Genomic DNA, 18798 nt, shown 5'->3' with positions numbered 1-18798 from the left:
TTATCCCTGCACATTGCGCCAAGCCGCCGCTTACCGTGTGCGTCGCTGCAGACATGGGCGCACGGCAAACAACTTGCATAAGGTCAGCGGACACGCCGCATTGGGCGATGCATGTACACGACAGATTGATGAGGAGCCTTCCATGACGTCCATCGACAACACCGCTCTTGGCCAGTTGGACAAGGAGGGGCGGTTGCTGAATGCGGTGCTTAAGACCGAGACAACGAAACCGGGGCGATTTGGATTTCGGGGCGACATCGCGCTTAAGTTCCAAGCCCAGCTCGCCGACGAAAAACGACCTCCAGACTATTCCATTGAACAAGTTCTTGCAATCGCGCAGGAAGGCGAACCGACGATCCCAGTCCTTGCCGGATATCTGCATTCGTTCGCATATCTACCTCAGGCTGCAAAGGTTCTGGATGGCAGGCTGAGCCCCAAAGGCAGCTATTTCATTTTCTGCAACAACATTGATCTGCTCGCGAAGTACCGCACCAAGATAGGCGACATCACCTTCCGCATTCTGCCTTGCGACGAATCAACTGTGTGGAAGGAGATGATGGACCTCGCCGGCGTTGACAAGAATGACATCAAGAAGCTCGGTACGGCCGGTAGGCTCGACTACCTGCTTGACGCGGCCAAGGACGTCGGTGGATCATACACGGAAATTTCATACGAGGACGGCCTGGCCAAAATGGAGCCTGTGAAAAGCAGAAGCGAAAACCGCCCCGTCTGAGGCATTGCCTCAGACCTCTCTCGCCAGCTCGACGAGGATGCCGCAGAGACAGTCACTGCGCCCGCTTCGCCGGGACTGGCTCTGACAGACTCTGGTGATGCACTACCGCCCTACCTTTCGGGAGATCACATGCCCACTCTGCTAGTCGTGTGTCGGCCAAGAGCACTGTCGTCAATTGCACTGAGGGGCGGCTGGCCACGACCGTCCGCCTGACTGCATCCATGGGGGATCCGGACAATCCAATGCTCATCGGTTGATGATCGTGGTCACATTTCAGAGGGCGGATCGCCGATGTATGGATCGGCTTTGGCGCTGTGCTCGAGGCCTTTGCCAGCCTGGCGCAGAGATATCGCGCGGACAGTTGTCGACGAGCTGCGCCCGCGGACGATGGAAACCGACCCCGGGGATTGAGTCTCGCGAGGGTTGCATCATTCGAGAGAACCCAGCAAGCCAGCGCCAAGCGGTTTGCCTCGTACTGCAGTTCCGCAGAGCCTCAAAATGCGACGGCGGGGTGCCGGTCGATCGAGCCAGGCCAAGCGATAGCTGAGCAGACTTGGCCCCACGTTCTCAATGTTGTGAGAACGAAGCGAAGCTATGCAGAATGCCGCAACCGAAGCTGTCCCAGGGCCTGCACCCAAACAGCGCCACGTGATTTCGGGCGAGAGAATGCGCGCGGGTTTGTTTTGGCTGAATGATCGGCAATGGGGACGTATCGAGCCTCATCTGCCGACGGGACTGACGGGGCCGGATCGGGACGACGAACGGGGCATTATCAGCGGAATCATTCACATGCTGCAGTCCGGTGCGCGATGGGGCGACTGCCGGCGTGAATACGGCCCTTACACGACCATCTACAATCGCTTCAAGCGCGGGGTCAAGCGCGGGCGATGGTGCGCAATCTTCGAGCGCTGGCCAAGCCCGGCGAAGACGGCGTCGTGCTGTCGCTCGACTCGACCTCGACTAAAGCACACCGGTGTGGCTCCGGCGGAAAAGGGGGAGCACAATCAAGCGATCGGCCGATCGCGCGGAGGCCGCACGACAAAATCCGTGCGCTGAGCGATCCGCTCTGCCGGCCGGTCGTCCTGCATCTGACCCGAGGCCAGGATGCCGACATCGCGGCGGCGCCCGATGTTCTGGCGCTCGCGCCGCCCATGAGCGCGCTCCTCGCTGACAAAGGGTATGACGGCGACAACCTTCTCGGCGAAATTCTTCGTCGCGGCGCCAAGCCCGTCATCCCCAACATATCCGACCGCGTCGTCATCCATGCCTTCAACAAACGCGCCTACAAAGGCCGAAATGTCATCGAGCGCTGCTTTTGCAGGTTCAAAGACTTCCGCCGCCTCGCCACCAGATACGACAAGCTCGCTCGGAATTTCTTGGCCGCTGTTCATCTCGCCGCTCTCGTCGCATATTGGCTCAATCGAGTCTGGACCCTAGCATTACAGTTGTCTTTTTGATTTGAAGTGAGCGCGTTGAGCGGCAGCCTGATGAGCTCTGCGCCAGAAAGACCATGCGATGATGCGTGCGGGTTGAATACGCTTTCGAGCAAGTCTGATGGCAATGCGGCGGATTTCCTGGATTGACCAACGGATCAGTGGCGGTGTGGTTATGCTTTGGCTTTTGCCGGGGGGCGACGTTTCGTTTTTTTGGGCGGTGGCGGATTAGCGCGATGTCGGATCGCGGCCATCATGGCGAAGGCGAGCATCACCAAGGACACATGACGGTGCCAGCCATGCCAGGATCTGCTCTCGTTGTGATCCAGCCCGAACTCGTTTTTCGCGGTTTCAAAGCTGTCCTCGATCGCCCATCGATGGCCTTCGACCGCGACCAACGTTTCAATTGATGTTCCCGCTGGGCACCAGGTGGTGAAGAAGGCGAGGTCATCATCGGCGATGCGACGACGGATCAGTAGACCGCGCGTCCATAAACCATCATTTGCGCTGTTGAACTGCTCGGCCTCGAGATCGGCCAGTTCGAGATAACACCAGTCATGCAGCCGCGGTCCTTTGGTTCCGGCTCCCGCCGACAGGCGCTTCCAGTCGGACGGGCGCCGCGTCCGGGCGAGGTCCGCGGCCATACCGGCGACCGGCGGTCGCTTGCCCCAGGATCGAAACACATGAGCGCTGCTGACCCCAAGCACGTAGCCTTTGCCTGCCCGACGTAGTTGCTGTTCGATGTCGCCAACACCGTAGACCGTATCACCGGCAACCCACTTGAATGGTACAGACGCGGCTATCGCACGTGCGATCATTCTCGTCGCAAGCTTTGGTTTGGTCGCAAAGCCGACATCGGCAGGCACGTATGCGGCTTCCAGACGATCTGGATCGTCGGTCCATTCCTTCGGAAGATACAACGCGCGATCGATGAACGCATGACCATGACGCGAAATGTAGGTAGCGAAGACGCCGATCTGGCAGTTCGTGATCTTCCCTGCCGAACCAGTGTATTGCCGCGCCACTCCGCACGAGGCCTTACCCTGCTTGAGAAAGCCGGTCTCGTCGATCACCAGCACCGCATCGTCATCCGCCAAATGCTCGATGACATAGTCGTGGACGATATCGCGCAGGGCATCAGCGTCCCAATCCCCGCGACCCAGGATCGCCTGCTGCCGCCATGGGCCAGGATTGCCAGCCGCCTCCGCGCGCATCCAACCGGTCTTGCGCTGCTCATCTCCGAGCAGACCTTCCAGGAACAGGCCGGCATTCGTCGCAACACGCTCTTGCGTGAACAACGGACGTATCCGCTGCTTGACCTCTCGAAGCGACGCCGCCCACAACGCAAGCGTCTCCTCAACCGACGCGGCCCGCGCCCACGACATTCGAATCATGGTTGCCCATGGATTCAGAAGTCTGCAAACAAAGCAACTGTAATGCTAGGCCAGTGTCGCGGACCAACAAAGGCGACAGAACAGTGTCGGATAGTGGTCAGACGCCAGACTGGCGACACCTTCTTTATCAGTTCTCCTGAATGACGATTCCAGTTGCTGGAATAAATGCGGCCTCTCGCAAGTGGACTGCTGTTGCAGGCAGGCCATAATGAGATCCGCGCACACCCGTTCCTAATGAGGGGTTGGGGCACGAAGGCCCGCTTTTTTGCACAGGGCTTACGGTATGCTGATCCACTGTTTCGTCATCACTATTCGCGAACCTTGCAATCGAGCCAGAAGCGTCAGGCAAACGCGGGATCTCTGCCTTCGTCGCCACGCATCTGCTCGAAGCGCTAACAAAGATAGTGCTCCAGACCGACTTCAGGTCCGTCGTCATGAACGGAACTGTTAGCATTCTTGCTCTTCGGGGGAGCGCTCCACGTCGATCTCGCAACGTTGGTAAGCCGCGCCGTACCCCCAATCGAGCTTGCCACCTTCGCCACGATCACGTCGACGTTTATCCTTGGCTTTCTATTCTGGCAGCCCGCTGGTCGCCTTGGTTAGTCGCTGCCGCTGTCTTTGGCGCTGATGTTTGGCGGCCTCATCAGCCTGACCGATCCGCTGGCGGTCATGGGTACGCTCAAAAAGGTAAAGGCACCTGAAGTCTCGAGGTCGAGATGCAGGGCGAGTCACTCTTTCAACGACGGTGTCGGCATTGTGGTTTTCACGATCCTGCTGGCCTACGCCGCCGGCGGTCCATGCGAGGTCGCGGCCCGATTCGGCAACTGCCGGCTTCACGCCATAACAGGTCGGATCTGGGAGTTCCCTACCAGCTTGTATCTGACAACTCACTCCTCGATCTCGTCGGAGAAAGCTGAATCAACCAGGTGGTGTGTGGGTCTGACAGTTTGTTGGGCACACCCGGGCGCAGGCGCTGCAGCCGATGCAAGCGCCTTCGTCCTTCAGCACCATGACCTTCTTTTCGAGCTCATCGTCGTCCTCGTCGAGATCGATGATCTCGCCACCCTCGCTTAGCCCCTTCAGCGTCATGACCTCACGGCCGCAGATCTTGTAGCAGCGGCCGCAGCCGATACACTTGTTGGGATCGATAGAAACCAGGTAGTCCGGCCTCCAATTGCGACCGTCGCGGGTCCTGAATGACATGGCTAACCGTCCGCTATGTTTCTTTTGTCCAGCGCCTCGAGATATTGGCGCTTGCTTTCGAGCTCGCTGAAGGCAGCGTGGGCCTTCTGGGCCACGCTCAGGATCGACGACCAGTTGACCGGCAGCTCCTCGGAGAGGTCGTGGAGGTCCATCTTGGCCTGGGTCGCCTTGGCCGCCAGCTTCTTTATTTCCGCTTTCAGAGTTTCGATATCGCTCACACTTGCCTCAACAACTCGCCAGTTCCGGGAACTTACGGATCATCTCAACGCCACTGTTGACGAATTTGTCGCCTTGATTGGCGAGATCAGAGAGATGGTCGAAACCAAAGCGATGCACGTCGCGCAGCTGCTTGCTCACGACAACGAGCCGGCCGCCGATCAGCACGATCCGACCGAACCCTTCGTGATGCATCTTCAGCATTGGCGAGATCATCACACCGGTGGCCGTCTCGATCGAGAGCGCAACGGCGTCGAAGAACAGCTCCAGCCGCCATGTCGTGTCCGGGTCGGGATTGCCGACGATCGGCAGCGCACGCCGCTTGCGCTTGTCGAGAACGTAGGGTTCGAGCAGCTCGAGATCCTTTTTGCCGTCCCAGGCGCCGTGGGTGTCCTGGGCGCGCCAGATCTTGATGAGCTCTTTCAGAAATGGCCGTTCCGCCGCGGCGGCGGGTGGAGTGACTTCAGACGGATCGGCCATCTTTGTTCCTTCAGGCTTCGAAATCCACCGGACGTTCCCGGCTTTTGGTGAGCAGCTTCCGCAGCCAGGGCGGCGGCGACCCCTTCAGCACGGTTTCGAGTTTGACGCAAAGGTCATGGATGGGCTCTGGCTGCAGCACCTTCATCGGATGGATGTTCCTGGCGACGACTCGCGCAGCACCCGAGCCGCCAATCGCCGCAACATAGAGGATTGCGCACTCCCTGATCGCCTCGACCTTCGGCGCGAGCTTATCCTCATTGCCGTCTTCGGTGAGGTCACCGTCAAACTGGATCGCCTCAATAAACCGGTGCCCGTCCGGGCCGACCTCGTAGATCGCAATGTTCTTGGCCCAGCCGAAGTGGGCATCGACGTGCTTCAAATCCTGAGTGGCGAATGCAACTTTCATCCGGGTTGTTTTCTTTCCCTGCTCAATGCAACTGGGGCTGGACCTGCGGGCCGCCGCAGGTTGATCGCCAGGTGTCGGGCGTCGGCCCATGGTTGGCTTCGCGGTCAGTGATGATCAGATTGGCGATGTCAAAGATCAGATTGCGCGTGCCGCGATAGCCAACGATCGTGAGGTGCGCAGCCCCGACGCGATCGAACATAGGGAAGCCTACCCGGAAGAACGGGACATTGAGTCGCGAAGCGGCCTGGCGACCATGTGAATGCGACATCAAGAGGTCGCAGTCACGCGACCTGGCAAGCTCTTCAAGGTCCTCCAGATCGCCGATCAGGACGTCCTCGGTCCTGACCCGCTGGAGCACCGGTGAGTTCGTCGTCGTCACCGCAGCACTAACCTGTGCGCCCATCTCGTGGAGCAAGCTGGAGAGATCGAATAACAAGTCCGGCTCGGCGCCGATCGCGAGCTTGCGGCCGCCGATATGGAAATGTGCATCCAGCATGGCGTCTGCCAGCTGTCCACGCTGCCGGCGATATTTCCAGGGCACCGACCGGCCGCTGATCTGGCTCAGGAAGGCGATGAATTCGTCATTTGGGATAAGGCCACAGAGCCGCTCGAACAGGCGGAACGGCGTGCCTGTCCGCACCTGCATGGCCTCGGCCGCACGGCGCATTTGCGCACCGATCGCGATCGTCCAGGCCACCTGCCCCATGGTCGCAATCTCGTCCACTCCAATGCCCCCGATCGTGGTGGGCGTGAATTCGTCGGGGATGTGACCGTCCAGCGAACCGGCGACGTCCGGCAGGAACGAGGGCTTGAGGCCAAAATCCTCAAAAATCGTGCGAAGCTCGTCGAGATCGCCGGGCGTGAGGTGGCATCCAGGTAGCACGTTGACGCGGGAGATATCGCGCGGTCTCGCGGTGTCGACGGGAGCCACAAGCATCTCGATCATCCGCGCCACTGTCTTGCTCCAGCCATCCTGAAAGGCATCCTTGAAATCCGGGGTCGAGACGTAGACAAGGGGGAGCTTTTCGAGCTTCGGATGCTTCTGTCGGATCAACCGGATGAATGCTTCGACATCATCGCCGTTGGTCTCGGTGACGCCAGTTGAATTGATACCAATGATCTCGGGCTCGACGCGATTGTAGATGTTGAGGATCGCCTGTTCGAGATTCTCGTGGCCACCGAGCACGGTGGCAACCTCGCTCATGGCGGTCGTCTGCATCGGCACGGCTTCATTGAAATGGCGCACGAACAGCGTTAGCCCGAAGGAGGTGCAACCTTGCGGGCCGTGCAAAAGCGGCATCGCGCCGCGCAGGCCCAGGAAGGCAAATGAGCCGCCGATCGGCTGGCTCATTTTGAGCGGATTGACCGAACAGGCTTTCTTCGAGGTAGTGACGATCGCCATGCCGTTCCCCTACTCCGCCGCCTGCAGCGCCGGGGGCTGCAGATCGGAACGAATGTCCTTACAAGCAACGCACTGTGCGGTGGAATTGGTGCACGGCTTGGCGGGCTTGGCGAGGTTCGGGCCATGCGCCGCAATCGCGCTCTCGCCACCGCTGGCCTCACTTTCACGGGAGAGACTTATCGTATCGACGCCGTTCTTGCTCGCGTCTCGAGCTGGATCAGCGGCTTGCGCATACATCTGCGCAACCGGCCTTGCCTGACGATTTCGGTCGAACTCATCCCATGGGGCGGCTTGGCGGAGCTGATCCCATATCGGATTGTAGAGCGCTTTCTCGATCTCCTCCATGAGCTTGACAATCCCGATATAGCCCATATAGGCGTGGCAGCGCTCCTGGTTGATATCGAGCCACGGCATCGCCGCCTTTAGTGCGACGAATTGCGACTTGCCGCCGGAGAGCATGATGTCGGCTTTTGCGTCCTTTAGCATCTTGTAGATCTCGCGAGGCGACATGTCCTCGATCATGTGGGCGTGCTGGCCCATTAATTCCTTGATACGTTCCTTGTCCTTCTTGGTCGATTTCTTCACGGACGTGCCGACGATCTCGAGCCCGGCCTCTTGCAAAGCGGCCACCATCGACCAGGATTTCACGCCACCGGTGATGAGAACAACCCTCTTGGCGGCAAAGCGTGGCTTGAAACGTTCAATCGCAGCCCAGGCTTTGGTCTCTTCGCGTGCGATCAGGGCTTCTGTGCGTTGCATCAGCTCAGCCGGCGCGCCGCGTTCGATCAGCATGCGCGCGATCTGGCGTAGTGAATCGCTGGAATCCTCAATACCATAGAACGAGCCTTCAAAAAACGGGATGCCGTAACGCTGCCTCATCTTGCGTGCGACGCTGATCATTGCCTTTGAGCAGACCATCATCGCGGCTTTGGCTCGGTGCGAATAAGCCACCTCGCGATACTTGCCGTCCCCCGAGATGCACGACAGGATCCGGATTCCGAGCTCATCGAGCAGCGGCTTGACCTGCCAGAGCTCGCCGGAGAGGTTGTATTCGCCGATGATGTTGATGTCATACGCAGTGATGTAATCGGGCTCTCCGGTACCGATGACGTGCTCCAGCAGTGCTTCGCCTGCGAGCTTGTTGCCAAGGTTCTTCGACCCCACAAATCCCGGGGCATTGATGGGAATGACCGGTTTGCCAAGTTTGGCGGAGGCTGCCTTGCAGACCGCGTCGATGTCGTCACCGATCATTGCGGGCACGCATGTCTGGTAGACGAAGATGGCCTGCGGGTCGTATTTCTCTGTGATCTCCTTGACTGCCCTGTACAGCCGCTTCTCGCCGCCGAACACGATGTCGGTCTCGCTCATGTCCGTGGTGAAGCTTCTGCGCCACAGATCGGAGCCGGAGGAGGCGGAACCGCGATTGTCCCAAGAATTGCCCTCACAGGCGATTGGGCCATGCACAAGATGGGCGACGTCGGTGAAGGGCTGCAGTGCGACTTTGGCGCCATCGAAGGCACACCCACCGGCGACGCCGCCGGGCTTCAGCTGCTTGGTGCATCCATTCTTGCGCTCGACGTTCGACTTGCTCGCGTTCCTGGCGCAGCCCGGTTCGTTAAAGACGTCCTGTATGGTCGTGGGAAGCGAAGTCATGGTGTCTCTTTCGGGGATGTCAAGACATCCGCACAGACCAAGAGGATGGGCCGGCGGATAACCTGTGATCCCCGCCACAGCGCCGCTGTTCCTGCGGACGATGAGGCGGGGCGCTCGCCTTAGCGTATGATGTCGAAGCTGTAGTCTGTCTTACCAACCGAGCTGGTTTTTCTATCGATCTCATCAAAGATCTTGTCGAGAATCTTGACCAGCACATTCATGCTACCCTGATAGCCCCACACTGGATAACGATGGTGATGATGGCGATCGAAGATGGGAAACCCGATGCGGATTAGCGGCGTTCCAGTGTCACGTTCGAGATACTTGCCGTAGGTGTTACCGATGAGGAAATCGACTGGTTCTGTGAACAGGAGCGAACGCATGTGCCAGAGATCCTTGCCCGGGAAGGCGCGGCAGTTTTTACCGAACGGCGAGCTCGCGAACAACGCCTGCATCTTCTGCTCCCAGGCCTTACTCCCGTTGGTCGAGAGCACGTGCCTTGGCTCAGCGCCAAGCTCCAGCAAGAATGCGGCCAGGCCATAGCAGAGGTCGGGATCGCCGTAGATCGCGAACTTCTTGCCGTGAACGTGCGCGCTAGAGTCAGCCATTGCGTCTACCAGACGCCCGCGCTCCCGCTCCAGCGCATTTGGAATTGCCTTGTTGGTGATACGCGACAGCGTCATCAGGAAATCGTCCGTAGCGCTGACACCCAGCGGGTGATTGAAGGCGACGACCTCCTGGTCGTGCCCCTTGATGAAGGGCAACGTCTTCTCCGTACAATATTGCTGCATGGAAATGGTTGCCTTCGCATGGACTGCGTTCGCGGCATCCTCTAGTGTGGTGCCGCCATCATACATGCGGAACTCGCCGTCGGTGGGGGTATCGAACACATCACTGTTATCCGCGAGGATCGTGTAGCCGATCCCCATCAGCTCGAAGATGCGCTTTATCTCACGGATGTTTCCGACAGTGTAGCCGTCGAAGCCACCGATGAAGTTGATCCAGTTGTTCGCTTTGCGCTGGAGTTTAGGCGCCGTGCCGGCTTTGCCATCCCAGAAATGCTCGAGGATACCCTTGAGCGTGTTGTCGTAGCCCGTAATGTGGCTACCGACGAATGCAGGAGTGTGAGCGAATGGTACGTCGTAGTCCGCGGGGACTGAACCTTTTTCCTTTGATGTTTTGATGAAGGCGTTGAGGTCGTCGCCAATGACTTCCGCCATGCAGGTCGTGGCGACCGCGATCATCTTCGGCTTGTACATGTTGTAGCTGTTGGCAAGCCCGTCGGTCAGGTTGTTGAGCCCCCCGAACACAGCCGCGTCTTCCGTCATGGACGAGGAGACGCACGAGGTCGGCTCCTTGAAGTGCCGCGACAAATGGCTGCGATAATACGCGACGCAACCCTGGGAGCCGTGGACGAACGGCAGTGTGCGCTCGAACCCAAGCGCGGCGAACACCGCACCTAGCGGCTGGCAAGCCTTCGCCGGATTAACGGTTAGCGCCTCGCGGGCGAAGTTCTTCTCGCGATATTCGGGCGTCTTGGACCATTCTCTGATACGGTCGACTTCGGCGGGATCATGCGGATTCTCAAATAGCGCCTTCTTATTGGCCAGCATCCGCTGGTATTCGTCTCCCCGGAAAAGCTCAGAGTGGTCGAGGATGTGTTCGGCGTTCTGTGTCATCATGGCACTCTTCAGGTTCTTGTGTTCGTTCTCCTGCCCTTCCCCTCCTCTGTGGAAGAAAGGGCCCGGGCGTCGGCTTTCCTATTCCGCCGCCATGAGGCTCGGCCGCGGAGCGTCCTTCCAAGGTGCGGTGGTCTTCCCCCAGATCGGGGAGTTGATTGCCATGTCCATGTCTCGGGCGAAGATCGCGAAGCCGTCGTAGCCGTGGTAAGGACCCGAGTAGTCCCAGGAATGCATTTGGCGGAACGGCACGCCCATTTTTTGGAAGACGTATTTTTCCTTGATACCGGAGCCAACGAGGTCGGGCCGGATCTTTTCTACGAAGCGCTCGAATTCGTAGCCGGTGACATCGTCGTAGATCAGCGTGCCGTCCTTGACGTAGTGCTGGGCGGTGCGCTGATAGTCGTCGTTGTGACCGAACTCATAGCCTGTGCCGACAACATCCATGCCGAGGTCCTCATAGGCGCCGATGACGTGGCGAGGACGTAGGCCGCCGACGAACAGCATTACGGTCTTGCCATCGAGCCGCGGCCGGTATTTCGCCGTGACCGCATCGACCAGCGGCTGATATTTCGCAATGACGCGCTCGGCGCCCTCCTTGATCTTATCATCGAAGAAGCTTGCAATTTTGCGCAGCGACTCCGCGATTTTGGAAGGCCCGAAGAAGTTGTACTCGCACCAGGGAATCCCGAATTTTTCCTCCATGTGCCGTGAGATGTAGTTCATCGAGCGATAGCAATGCAATATGTTGAGCTTCGCTTTCGGCGTCGCCTCCAATTCAGCGAGAGATCCATCCCCGGACCACTGGGCGATGACGCGCAGGCCCATTTCTTCGAGCAGGATCCGTGACGACCAGGCGTCGCCGCCGATGTTGTAGTCGCCGATGATGGCAACGTCATACGGGGTCGGCTCAAATTTAGAGCTGGCTTCTGGGGCGCTCTTGTCGAAGATCCAATCTCGAACGGCGTCGTTCGCGATGTGATGGCCGAGCGATTGTGACACGCCACGAAAACCCTCGCACCGCACAGGCACGATGGTCTTGCCGCCATATTCCTTTGACTTTTCTCTGGAGACTGCCTCGATATCGTCACCGATCAAGCCAATCGGACATTCGGACTGAATGGTGATGCCCCTGTTGAGAGGAAACAGCTCCTGCAGCTCGTCGATGAGTTTGGTGACCTTTTTATCGCCGCCGAACACGATATCCTTTTCCTGGAAATCGGAAGTGAACTGCAGTGTCACGAACGTGTCGATGCCGGTCGTGCCGACGTAGTAGTTGCGCCGCGAGCCCCATGAGTACTGACCACAGCCGACCGGACCGTGGCTAATGTGGATCATGTCCTTGATCGGCCCCCAGACGACGCCCTTGGAGCCCGCGTAGGCGCAGCCGCGGATGGTCATTACGCCCGGAATGGACTTGATATTCGACTTGACGCCACAATCCGACTTCCCCACCTCGTGAACACTCAGATGCTTGGCGCGCCTTTTGGCGGTCTTCTCTGGGTAGACCTTCAACACCTCGTCGATTAGCTGCTTGTTGCGCGCCTTGATCTCTGCGACGCTTTCGGTAGTTGCTCGGCTCATACAAATTTCCTTTCGATTGTCGTCTCAAATGAAGATGCGGCGCTTTTCCGGTAGACCGACGGACTTCCGATCCGGCGTTGAGGCGTAAAGCGTGCAATCTCCCTGGCCAGTCCTACCGAACGCAACTTCGCGGGCTTCTGGATCATGCCGCAGCGGTCGATCAGGATGTTGCAGCTCATCTCGGCTAAGCGCTCGCGAGCGCCATGTGTGAGGCTGTTGGTTTGTCGACGGAAACGCTGACCAAGACGCGTCTCGGTGATGTCATGCCTGCCCTCCAGCGATTGGTCATTATCGGCTTCTTTACTCGCTCGCGTGCCATCAGGGGCCCGCCTGCCCCTCTGCATGTCGATGCAAAGGGCTAACAGCCGCCTGTTGCGCAGGGGTTTGCAACGAGCGTGCCAGCGCTGGTTGAACACAAAAACCCACGTCTGTAGAGCTAGATAGCTGGTAGGATGCGGATTGTTATAAACCTGACTCTGCGTGGCACCGACAGCCGTATCCGCTAACGCCCTGTCTGAAACAAAACAATCGCTTGCGCTCTCCGCCAGCGAGATAGCTAGAGTCTTCCCGCGCGCCGACGTCACTCCGGTGCGCAGCTTTGCTTGGCGCACCCATCGAGCGACCGCAAACACGATCGGTTCGAGAGAGTCCAGCGCACGTACATGCGCCGATGGTGTTTGCGATCGATACTGAGCAAGTGATGATGAGCGCTGCAGCACCTCTTCCGAATGACTAAGAGAACTCAGTTGTCAGCAGAACGCTTTGTTTCACCTACACGCGATCTTTCGCTTCGCTCGTCATTCCACTTGATCTCGTGGAGACGCGCTCTAATGTGGCGACACGCGATCTCGTGGAAAGCATTGGGGCTGATCGATTCTCAGCCGCGATAGCCTTAAAGGCGCAAGCTCGTGGCCCTTGCTCATTCGGGGTAAAGAGGTCGGCGTTCTACAACGGCCTCGTCCGTGTCATTCGGCAGTCCAGTTGCAGCTCGCTTCAGCATCTCGGTAAGACACGCCGCGACGCAATTCGGCGCTTCGATCGGGCGCGCGTCGACTTTTTTCTATCGCTGCTTGCGGGAGCGTGACGCGGTGAGCCGGCGCCGGCACGCAGCACCGAGTGCAGGGACAACGAGGCCCGTCTGATGATGAGCGCGGGCATCAGCGCGGGCTGAGGGCCCGTGGATAGCCCACTTTTATCTACTTCCCGGCGCGAAATTGATGCTTGTTTGGCCAACGGCATAAACCAAAACAACCCCCGCCGGGTGGACGGCGGGGTCTGAAGCGAGCATGATGGGTGCGACGTCTACGGAGCGGCTCGGCTGCTCATCGTCCGGCCGATGTTGCCGAGGTTGAGATCACACCGAGGGTGACCCAGCGCTGCATTCCGGCGTCATCCTTCTATCAGCATCGATTGAGGCCGTTTCGCCGCTTAACCACGCTGATGCGTCCATGGCGTGCGCCATTTTTGGCCACCGCGGAACCAGCGCTTCTTCTGTTCGCGCTTGCGCTCCGCGCCTTTTGCTCGGCCCCAATTCTCTCGCAGCGGCCTCGTTCCTGGCAGAGTAGAATCCCGCGTCAGTCCGCACCAGCCGCGGCACGCCCCGTGGTGGGTTGCGGTGGCCGGGATCAACAGATCGCCATTGGGCCGCCGAAAATAGACTTAGTCGACAATCTTGCAGCTTGATCATTTTGCCGAACTCATTGGGCTTGCCGGCTTGTCCTTACGGATGATCTCCGTCGACGGCTAGAACACGCTGAGAACCTTATCTTCCACATGAGTGCCGCCGTGGAAGATGCGCGCCCGGGCTCTTGACGCGTCACCCGCTGCCCCAGCGGCAACATCCTATTGACCTCCGCGCGGAGCCTCTCAGTGCTATCTGCTGCAGAATGTCCGTCGCCTTCTTCACTCCTTTGGAGATTTCTGCGCTTGCGGAAATAAAGCGTAAGACACCAGTCACTTCCAAAAAAGAGATTCTCGGCCAATCTGTGAACTCCAATTCGAAGCTACGTAGGCCAGTAAGTTTGGTGGTGAATTTAAGGGTCTTCCCTGAAAGGGCTGCCAATGAGCCAGATGCGAACTTGAATACTGTCGTGCCGGAAGTTGCGACCGCAGTTCCTTGCTCGCCTTCCATGCTAGAGAAGCCGGTCGCCTCGGAGAGTTGCCCAATTGCAACTCCCTCCAGCGCGCGGTGAAATTCCAGGGACGCTAAGTACGTTCCTTTATCAGCAGCCCACTCGCTGACCGACACTGCTGTAATCCCCGCGTCACTCAAGAGACCATCCGCGATCCGGCAGCCATATTGAACCGTGAGAATGACCCGCTCGTTCCGAACTCCGACCGGCTCTCTATCGGCGGCAGTGATCGTGCACGCGTACCGCCTTGTGTCCGCAACCGCGCTCGCGCTTAGCCCGAGCAGTTCGAGAGCGGGACATAATGCAAAAGCGATAACGGCTCTTCTCATTCGGCTACACCTAGTCTGGAGTATCGTTCGCCTGCTCTGTACAATCTGACGCTACGGCCGATTCAAGCTTCTTCGATCGCTTTGTCGGATGAAAGCTACTCATGTTGACCGCGCTTTCGCAGAAACGGCGCAATCGGTGTCCCCCAGCGGTGGTCCTGGATGGGCGGCCCGAACGGTTTCAGCGCTCACGGTGCGCCGCGGGCCAGCACATCGGTGAACCAAGCCTGAGGACCGACGCATTTCAGCTCGGCGGCGGCCATAACGGGCGCGGCGACGGAGCCTACGTTCCCGACGCAGGCGCACGCGTTCTATGAGCGGACGCCATTTTGCGCGCCAATGCCCCGCGGCACAGGTCCCGAATTTTGCTTCACAGTGTCAATGTAAAAGGAAACGTGGTCGCTAGGAGCCGTTCAAAGGCAGATTGCCGCTCAAGCAGGCGATCTTCGAGAACCTTACGCTCGAGATCACTTAGCTCGCTTTTAAGCCTTCTTCGACAGCGCCAAATGTCATTCCGCACGTATCTGATCTCATTCAATCGATCGTCAATCGAAGCCATCACGGACACCATATCTAACTTGAACCAGCCATGGACAATTGGTCAATCACGTCCTTCCCGCGGTAAGACGCCGATGAGATCTCACGACCTGGCGTCTGCGGACATGATGTAACGATCTCCTCCCAGCATGTCCTCTTGTACCGAAGTCTTTCAACGCAAGAGCACGAAGTGACCGTTGCTTCTGCAGAAGTTCAGCGATTTTTGCCATCAGCGCGCAGGATTCAAAAGCTGCCACTCGGCCGTGAGTGGGTCGAAATGGTTATCTTATCCCAACCCACACGCGGCCCGATCAGGTGTCAGGCCGGCACTTAAGCTGGTGTCGAATGGGAGTATCCGAGGAAATCGGACGGTCGTACCGTCAAGCTCTGGGTAACAGATTTGATATCGGCAATTGCCATGCCAGCGAACCCCAGGTGGGATTCAAGACAAGCCATGTTCAGGCTTCGGGGCTCGTCTGTTACAAACGAGCGCGGATTTCGGCGGCGGCGCGCAAAGAGCTGGCCCGGATATGAGGTCGGAGAGCCTTCACTCGGCAGGGCGAGGCGAAATCGTGAGCGATGCGCATCGCCGGGCGCCTCGGCTCAGTGTCTCGCCGTCGGCCGGCGTAGATCTTTTTACCGCCGTCCCACGTGTGGCCGGCAAGCTGGCAATTGGATCTCATCACAAAACTTTCTGTGCGATGATGTCTAGCCGGGACTGGCGCTTGTCGCATCTGTGACACTGTATGTATTCACCAAACCAAGACATCCGACGTTGTTCGGTAGCCCGGACTCGTTCTGTACTAAATCAGCAGTTTGCATGTCAGATGCAACTGGCATGTGGGTTGCTATTGTCCAGCCGCATCGTGAGCGCTGAGCGCGACCAGCGGTGCAACACGGATACTATCAACTTCGCTGGAGCGTATTGGCCACCCAATCGCTTGATGGAAAACCGATGCGGCCACCGGACAGATTATCCTTGTTTCGGCTGTCAGATCGGCCATCATTCCGAAGGTTGAGGCGCTAGTCTGATCGACCAAGGTCGTGACCTAAGCTCAAAGCGAACTCGCGAATCAAATAAAGGCTTAAAGCCTCGTGGGCGAACGTCGGCAGCGAGCACCTCGAAATCGAACATCTGATGCAGCCTCGCTTCACAGGATCCCGTGCATGCTGCGCCGGCCCGTTGAGGGAAGAGAGTTTGGCATCGCTTTCGACTGTTTCCTTGATGTCAATCAGAACTGATGAGGCGGGTGTATGAACAAATCGATTCGGGAGCTTCGGCTTGTGGCTGAAGCATCTGTTTTGGCGATTGGGCTGCTGATGTCGTCAGGAGCTAGCGCGGACGATGATCTCATGAGAACCGCCAGGCAGATCTTCCATCCGATCCCCTCAGTCATTCCTGCGGTAAAGGACAATCAGCGTACGTTGCTGATGCGCGGCAGATCGGCGGCGTTCGGGCCAGAAGTTATTATCTCGGCAAGATCCGTCGACGCGATCCGAACCGCCCGCGGCCGGCCGTCCGGCAGCGCGACAACGACATAGGCGGGACCGCGCCCCGACCGCTCCTTCAGCACCTCAAGCCGGTGCCCGAACAGAAAATGATGCGGGTCAGTGATCGTGACGTGAGACACGACCCGCTCGAGAATAGGGGTACTCTGACGTGTTCGGTGAGCCGCAGCCGCTCGGTCAGGAATCGTGTGATCGACGCCATTAACCAATTCAAGTTGAGAATTGGCTACCCCCTGTGCATCCTTGCAAGGCCGAGCAGCGGCGAGCCGACTGCCGCTGCCTCACGCTCGTACTCGAGGCCCTCGCGCCAGGAGTCTCGTCATGGCCAACATCCCGAGACCCAAGTTTGGTCTGACGCTCGGTGGACCGTTAGCGCCGGATGAAAGCGGCAGTTCACCTGTTAGATCGTTGGGATGAGTATTCACTTGGAGGGAGGCGCCTTGAAGAATTCGCGACGACGATTTACGGTGTTGACGCGAAGGCTCGCCAATCTTGGAGTTAGAAAAGCGAGAGCAGGAAGCGCACGTAGAAATCGCGAAGCTAGATGCGCTTATCGCGTCGTCCAAGGAGCAGGTTGAAGCGGCCAGCCGCCTAGTCGATGCCAAGAACGAAGAAGCTCGTGAGATCGTGGTAGAACGAACGCGCTCGGCGCTCCGACATCTGCGTGATCGCGACAATCCTGGTCTTTTCCGTCAGCAGCTTCTCGAAATCGCCGGTGGGGAAGTTGCGATCATCCTCGGTCCGCATCCGCTTGATCACAGCGCCATGAGGCTCCTTAGGAATTGCCAAGCCGGATTGCTCCAGGATCGAACGGATGATCAGGTCAGACTGCCTGTGTTCGGCGGCCCCCGCGACGAGCCGCGAGCTCGATCGCCTCCGTGGCGTTGGTCAAGATGATCTCCTCGGCGCGCCAAGCACTTACGTGCTGAGCGACTTTGGCGCGCGCCTTCGTTGTTTCCGTCGCGCTGGCGAGTAGTGCAGCCTGGACGTTGGCCTGCGCGACATCGCAGGAACAGTTCCGGACGTCGGGATGCACGCTGACTTACAACACTGGAGTAAGCGGCGAGAGCGCGGCGGGGATCCTGTTATGACCGTAGGCACCATGCACTCGCGCAGGTGACCGTGGGCAAGCGGATGCCGAGCATCTCGTACGTGTTCAGGATCTCCGGACCGATCACGCCGCGCGTGGAGACCGTCTCTTCGGCTTCGAAGTGACGTAGCTTTAGATATCCTGCAAGCCGATCTTGGGACATTCGACGCCCGTCCACCTCGCCTCGGCTCGTCAGCCAACGACGATAAGCCTCAACGCGGCGACCTGGAGCATCGAGGCGGCCTTGTCCTTATTCGAGACAAATTTGACGGTGTCCTCTGACAGGGCCCTTCGAGGGTTTCTCGGAGTCGATCAGCGCCTTAAGCTCATAACGATTTGATCGACCTCGATGCGCCCCACGCGGACGGCGGCCTCCTCAAGCTCGACATCAACTACTTCGTTCGCGAAATCGAGCGCTAAAGCCTTCTGGACGCGGGCTTCTTATGTTGTTTTAGACGGGACACAGGTGTCAGGCACCGGACAGACCACCGTACATTGCGGCGTGTCGGAATGGCCCTCGCACTCCGTACATTTTTTGGCATCGATAACGTAAATGTCGCCCTTGAGGCTGATCGCCGCGTTGGGACACTCGAACTCACATGCCCCACAAACGGTGCATTGCGAAGCGACGATCTTGTAAGCCATGCCTTCCGACTCCTTAGGCGAGCGATGCCATTGGCGATCCCCTTCAAATTCCGTGCCAAGGACAGAAGCGCTCACAATCATGGGCAATTTGGCCAATTGTGCTGTCCCGGGTCTGAGACCATGTTGCATCTGCGACAGCAACGGGCCACTTCAATTTAAAGCCATCCGAGCCCTCGGGCCCTACTCCGATAGCCAGTCGCGACTCGACTGCTGCGAGATTCCGTCGGTTTGTCTGGCATGGCAGCGCGGGGCCCAGCGACGCTCGACGATTCCGAAACCGGCGGCGCGACTAAAAGCCGCGAGCCGACGCACGTCTGCGCCGGATCTCAGGAAACCTCCGGTCATACGCCGTGACTGGAGGTTTTGTGCAAGCCGC

Annotated in this window: 15 protein-coding genes and 3 pseudogenes; 4 read left to right on the top strand and 14 right to left on the bottom strand. The window is 58.6% G+C overall.

Going from position 1 to position 18798, the window contains the following annotated elements:
- Positions 1-142 precede the first annotated feature (142 nt).
- From ACVWW3_RS35935 to ACVWW3_RS35925, 3 genes and pseudogenes are all read left to right on the top strand, one after another.
- Positions 143-733 (top strand): hypothetical protein, encoded by a 591-nt coding sequence (locus ACVWW3_RS35935; protein WP_456651548.1) that lies wholly within the window; start codon positions 143-145, stop codon positions 731-733.
- 594 nt (positions 734-1327) lie between these two features.
- Positions 1328-1576, top strand: a pseudogene (locus ACVWW3_RS35930) (transposase); the annotation flags it as partial.
- A gap of 44 nt (positions 1577-1620) precedes the next feature.
- On the top strand, positions 1621-2190 hold the full coding sequence (locus ACVWW3_RS35925) for an IS5 family transposase (RefSeq protein WP_456651549.1): 570 nt from the start codon (positions 1621-1623) through the stop codon (positions 2188-2190).
- A 149-nt stretch (positions 2191-2339) separates the two neighbouring features.
- Here the strand turns inward: ACVWW3_RS35925 and ACVWW3_RS35920 are convergent, their stop codons facing one another.
- The gene (locus ACVWW3_RS35920; protein WP_456651550.1) at positions 2340-3560 is read right to left on the bottom strand and encodes an IS701 family transposase; all 1221 of its coding nucleotides are present in this window, start codon (positions 3558-3560) and stop codon (positions 2340-2342) included.
- Between the two features lie 627 nt (positions 3561-4187).
- Between ACVWW3_RS35920 and ACVWW3_RS35915 the strand changes: the two are divergent.
- Positions 4188-4289 (top strand): annotated as a pseudogene (locus ACVWW3_RS35915) (hypothetical protein); the annotation flags it as partial.
- Positions 4290-4478: 189 nt separating this feature from the next.
- Here ACVWW3_RS35915 and fdxB read toward each other — a convergent pair.
- From fdxB to ACVWW3_RS35850, 13 genes and pseudogenes are all read right to left on the bottom strand, one after another.
- Positions 4479-4763, bottom strand: a complete 285-nt coding sequence (gene fdxB, locus ACVWW3_RS35910; RefSeq protein WP_018457679.1) for a ferredoxin III, nif-specific — start codon at positions 4761-4763, stop codon at positions 4479-4481.
- Positions 4764-4765: 2 nt separating this feature from the next.
- Positions 4766-4981 (bottom strand): CCE_0567 family metalloprotein, encoded by a 216-nt coding sequence (locus ACVWW3_RS35905; protein WP_456651551.1) that lies wholly within the window; start codon positions 4979-4981, stop codon positions 4766-4768.
- Between the two features lie 7 nt (positions 4982-4988).
- Positions 4989-5459, bottom strand: coding sequence for a NifX-associated nitrogen fixation protein (locus tag ACVWW3_RS35900; RefSeq protein WP_456651552.1), 471 nt, complete (start codon positions 5457-5459; stop codon positions 4989-4991).
- Positions 5460-5469: 10 nt separating this feature from the next.
- The gene (nifX, locus tag ACVWW3_RS35895) at positions 5470-5865 is read right to left on the bottom strand and encodes a nitrogen fixation protein NifX (protein ID WP_247822239.1); all 396 of its coding nucleotides are present in this window, start codon (positions 5863-5865) and stop codon (positions 5470-5472) included.
- Positions 5866-5887: 22 nt separating this feature from the next.
- Positions 5888-7267, bottom strand: coding sequence for a nitrogenase iron-molybdenum cofactor biosynthesis protein NifN (nifN, locus tag ACVWW3_RS35890; protein WP_456651553.1), 1380 nt, complete (start codon positions 7265-7267; stop codon positions 5888-5890).
- A gap of 9 nt (positions 7268-7276) precedes the next feature.
- Entirely contained in the window at positions 7277-8920 is a 1644-nt protein-coding gene (nifE, locus tag ACVWW3_RS35885) for a nitrogenase iron-molybdenum cofactor biosynthesis protein NifE (protein WP_456652121.1), read from the bottom strand.
- 119 nt (positions 8921-9039) lie between these two features.
- A complete protein-coding gene (nifK, locus tag ACVWW3_RS35880) occupies positions 9040-10599 on the bottom strand; it encodes a nitrogenase molybdenum-iron protein subunit beta (protein WP_456652122.1) in 1560 nt (519 codons plus the stop codon).
- 81 nt (positions 10600-10680) lie between these two features.
- The gene (gene nifD / locus ACVWW3_RS35875) at positions 10681-12183 is read right to left on the bottom strand and encodes a nitrogenase molybdenum-iron protein alpha chain (protein ID WP_456651554.1); all 1503 of its coding nucleotides are present in this window, start codon (positions 12181-12183) and stop codon (positions 10681-10683) included.
- Positions 12180-12902: a hypothetical protein gene (locus ACVWW3_RS35870; protein WP_456651555.1), complete on the bottom strand. Its 723-nt coding sequence runs from the start codon at positions 12900-12902 to the stop codon at positions 12180-12182. The genes nifD and ACVWW3_RS35870 overlap by 4 nt, the downstream gene beginning before the upstream one ends.
- Positions 12903-13505: 603 nt before the next feature.
- A pseudogene (locus tag ACVWW3_RS35865) lies at positions 13506-14110 on the bottom strand (ISNCY-like element ISBva1 family transposase); the annotation flags it as partial.
- A 2483-nt stretch (positions 14111-16593) separates the two neighbouring features.
- Positions 16594-16809 (bottom strand): hypothetical protein, encoded by a 216-nt coding sequence (locus ACVWW3_RS35860; RefSeq protein ID WP_456651557.1) that lies wholly within the window; start codon positions 16807-16809, stop codon positions 16594-16596.
- A 469-nt stretch (positions 16810-17278) separates the two neighbouring features.
- Complete coding sequence (locus ACVWW3_RS35855) at positions 17279-17476, bottom strand: hypothetical protein (protein ID WP_456651558.1); 198 nt, start codon at positions 17474-17476, stop codon at positions 17279-17281.
- 742 nt (positions 17477-18218) lie between these two features.
- Positions 18219-18422, bottom strand: coding sequence for a 4Fe-4S binding protein (locus tag ACVWW3_RS35850; protein ID WP_456652123.1), 204 nt, complete (start codon positions 18420-18422; stop codon positions 18219-18221).
- Positions 18423-18798: the final 376 nt, after the last annotated feature.

This window comes from Bradyrhizobium sp. LM2.9 (assembly GCF_054056555.1).
The sequence above is the reverse complement of the archived record's forward strand: the minus strand, read 5'-3'. Positions and strand labels throughout refer to the sequence as shown.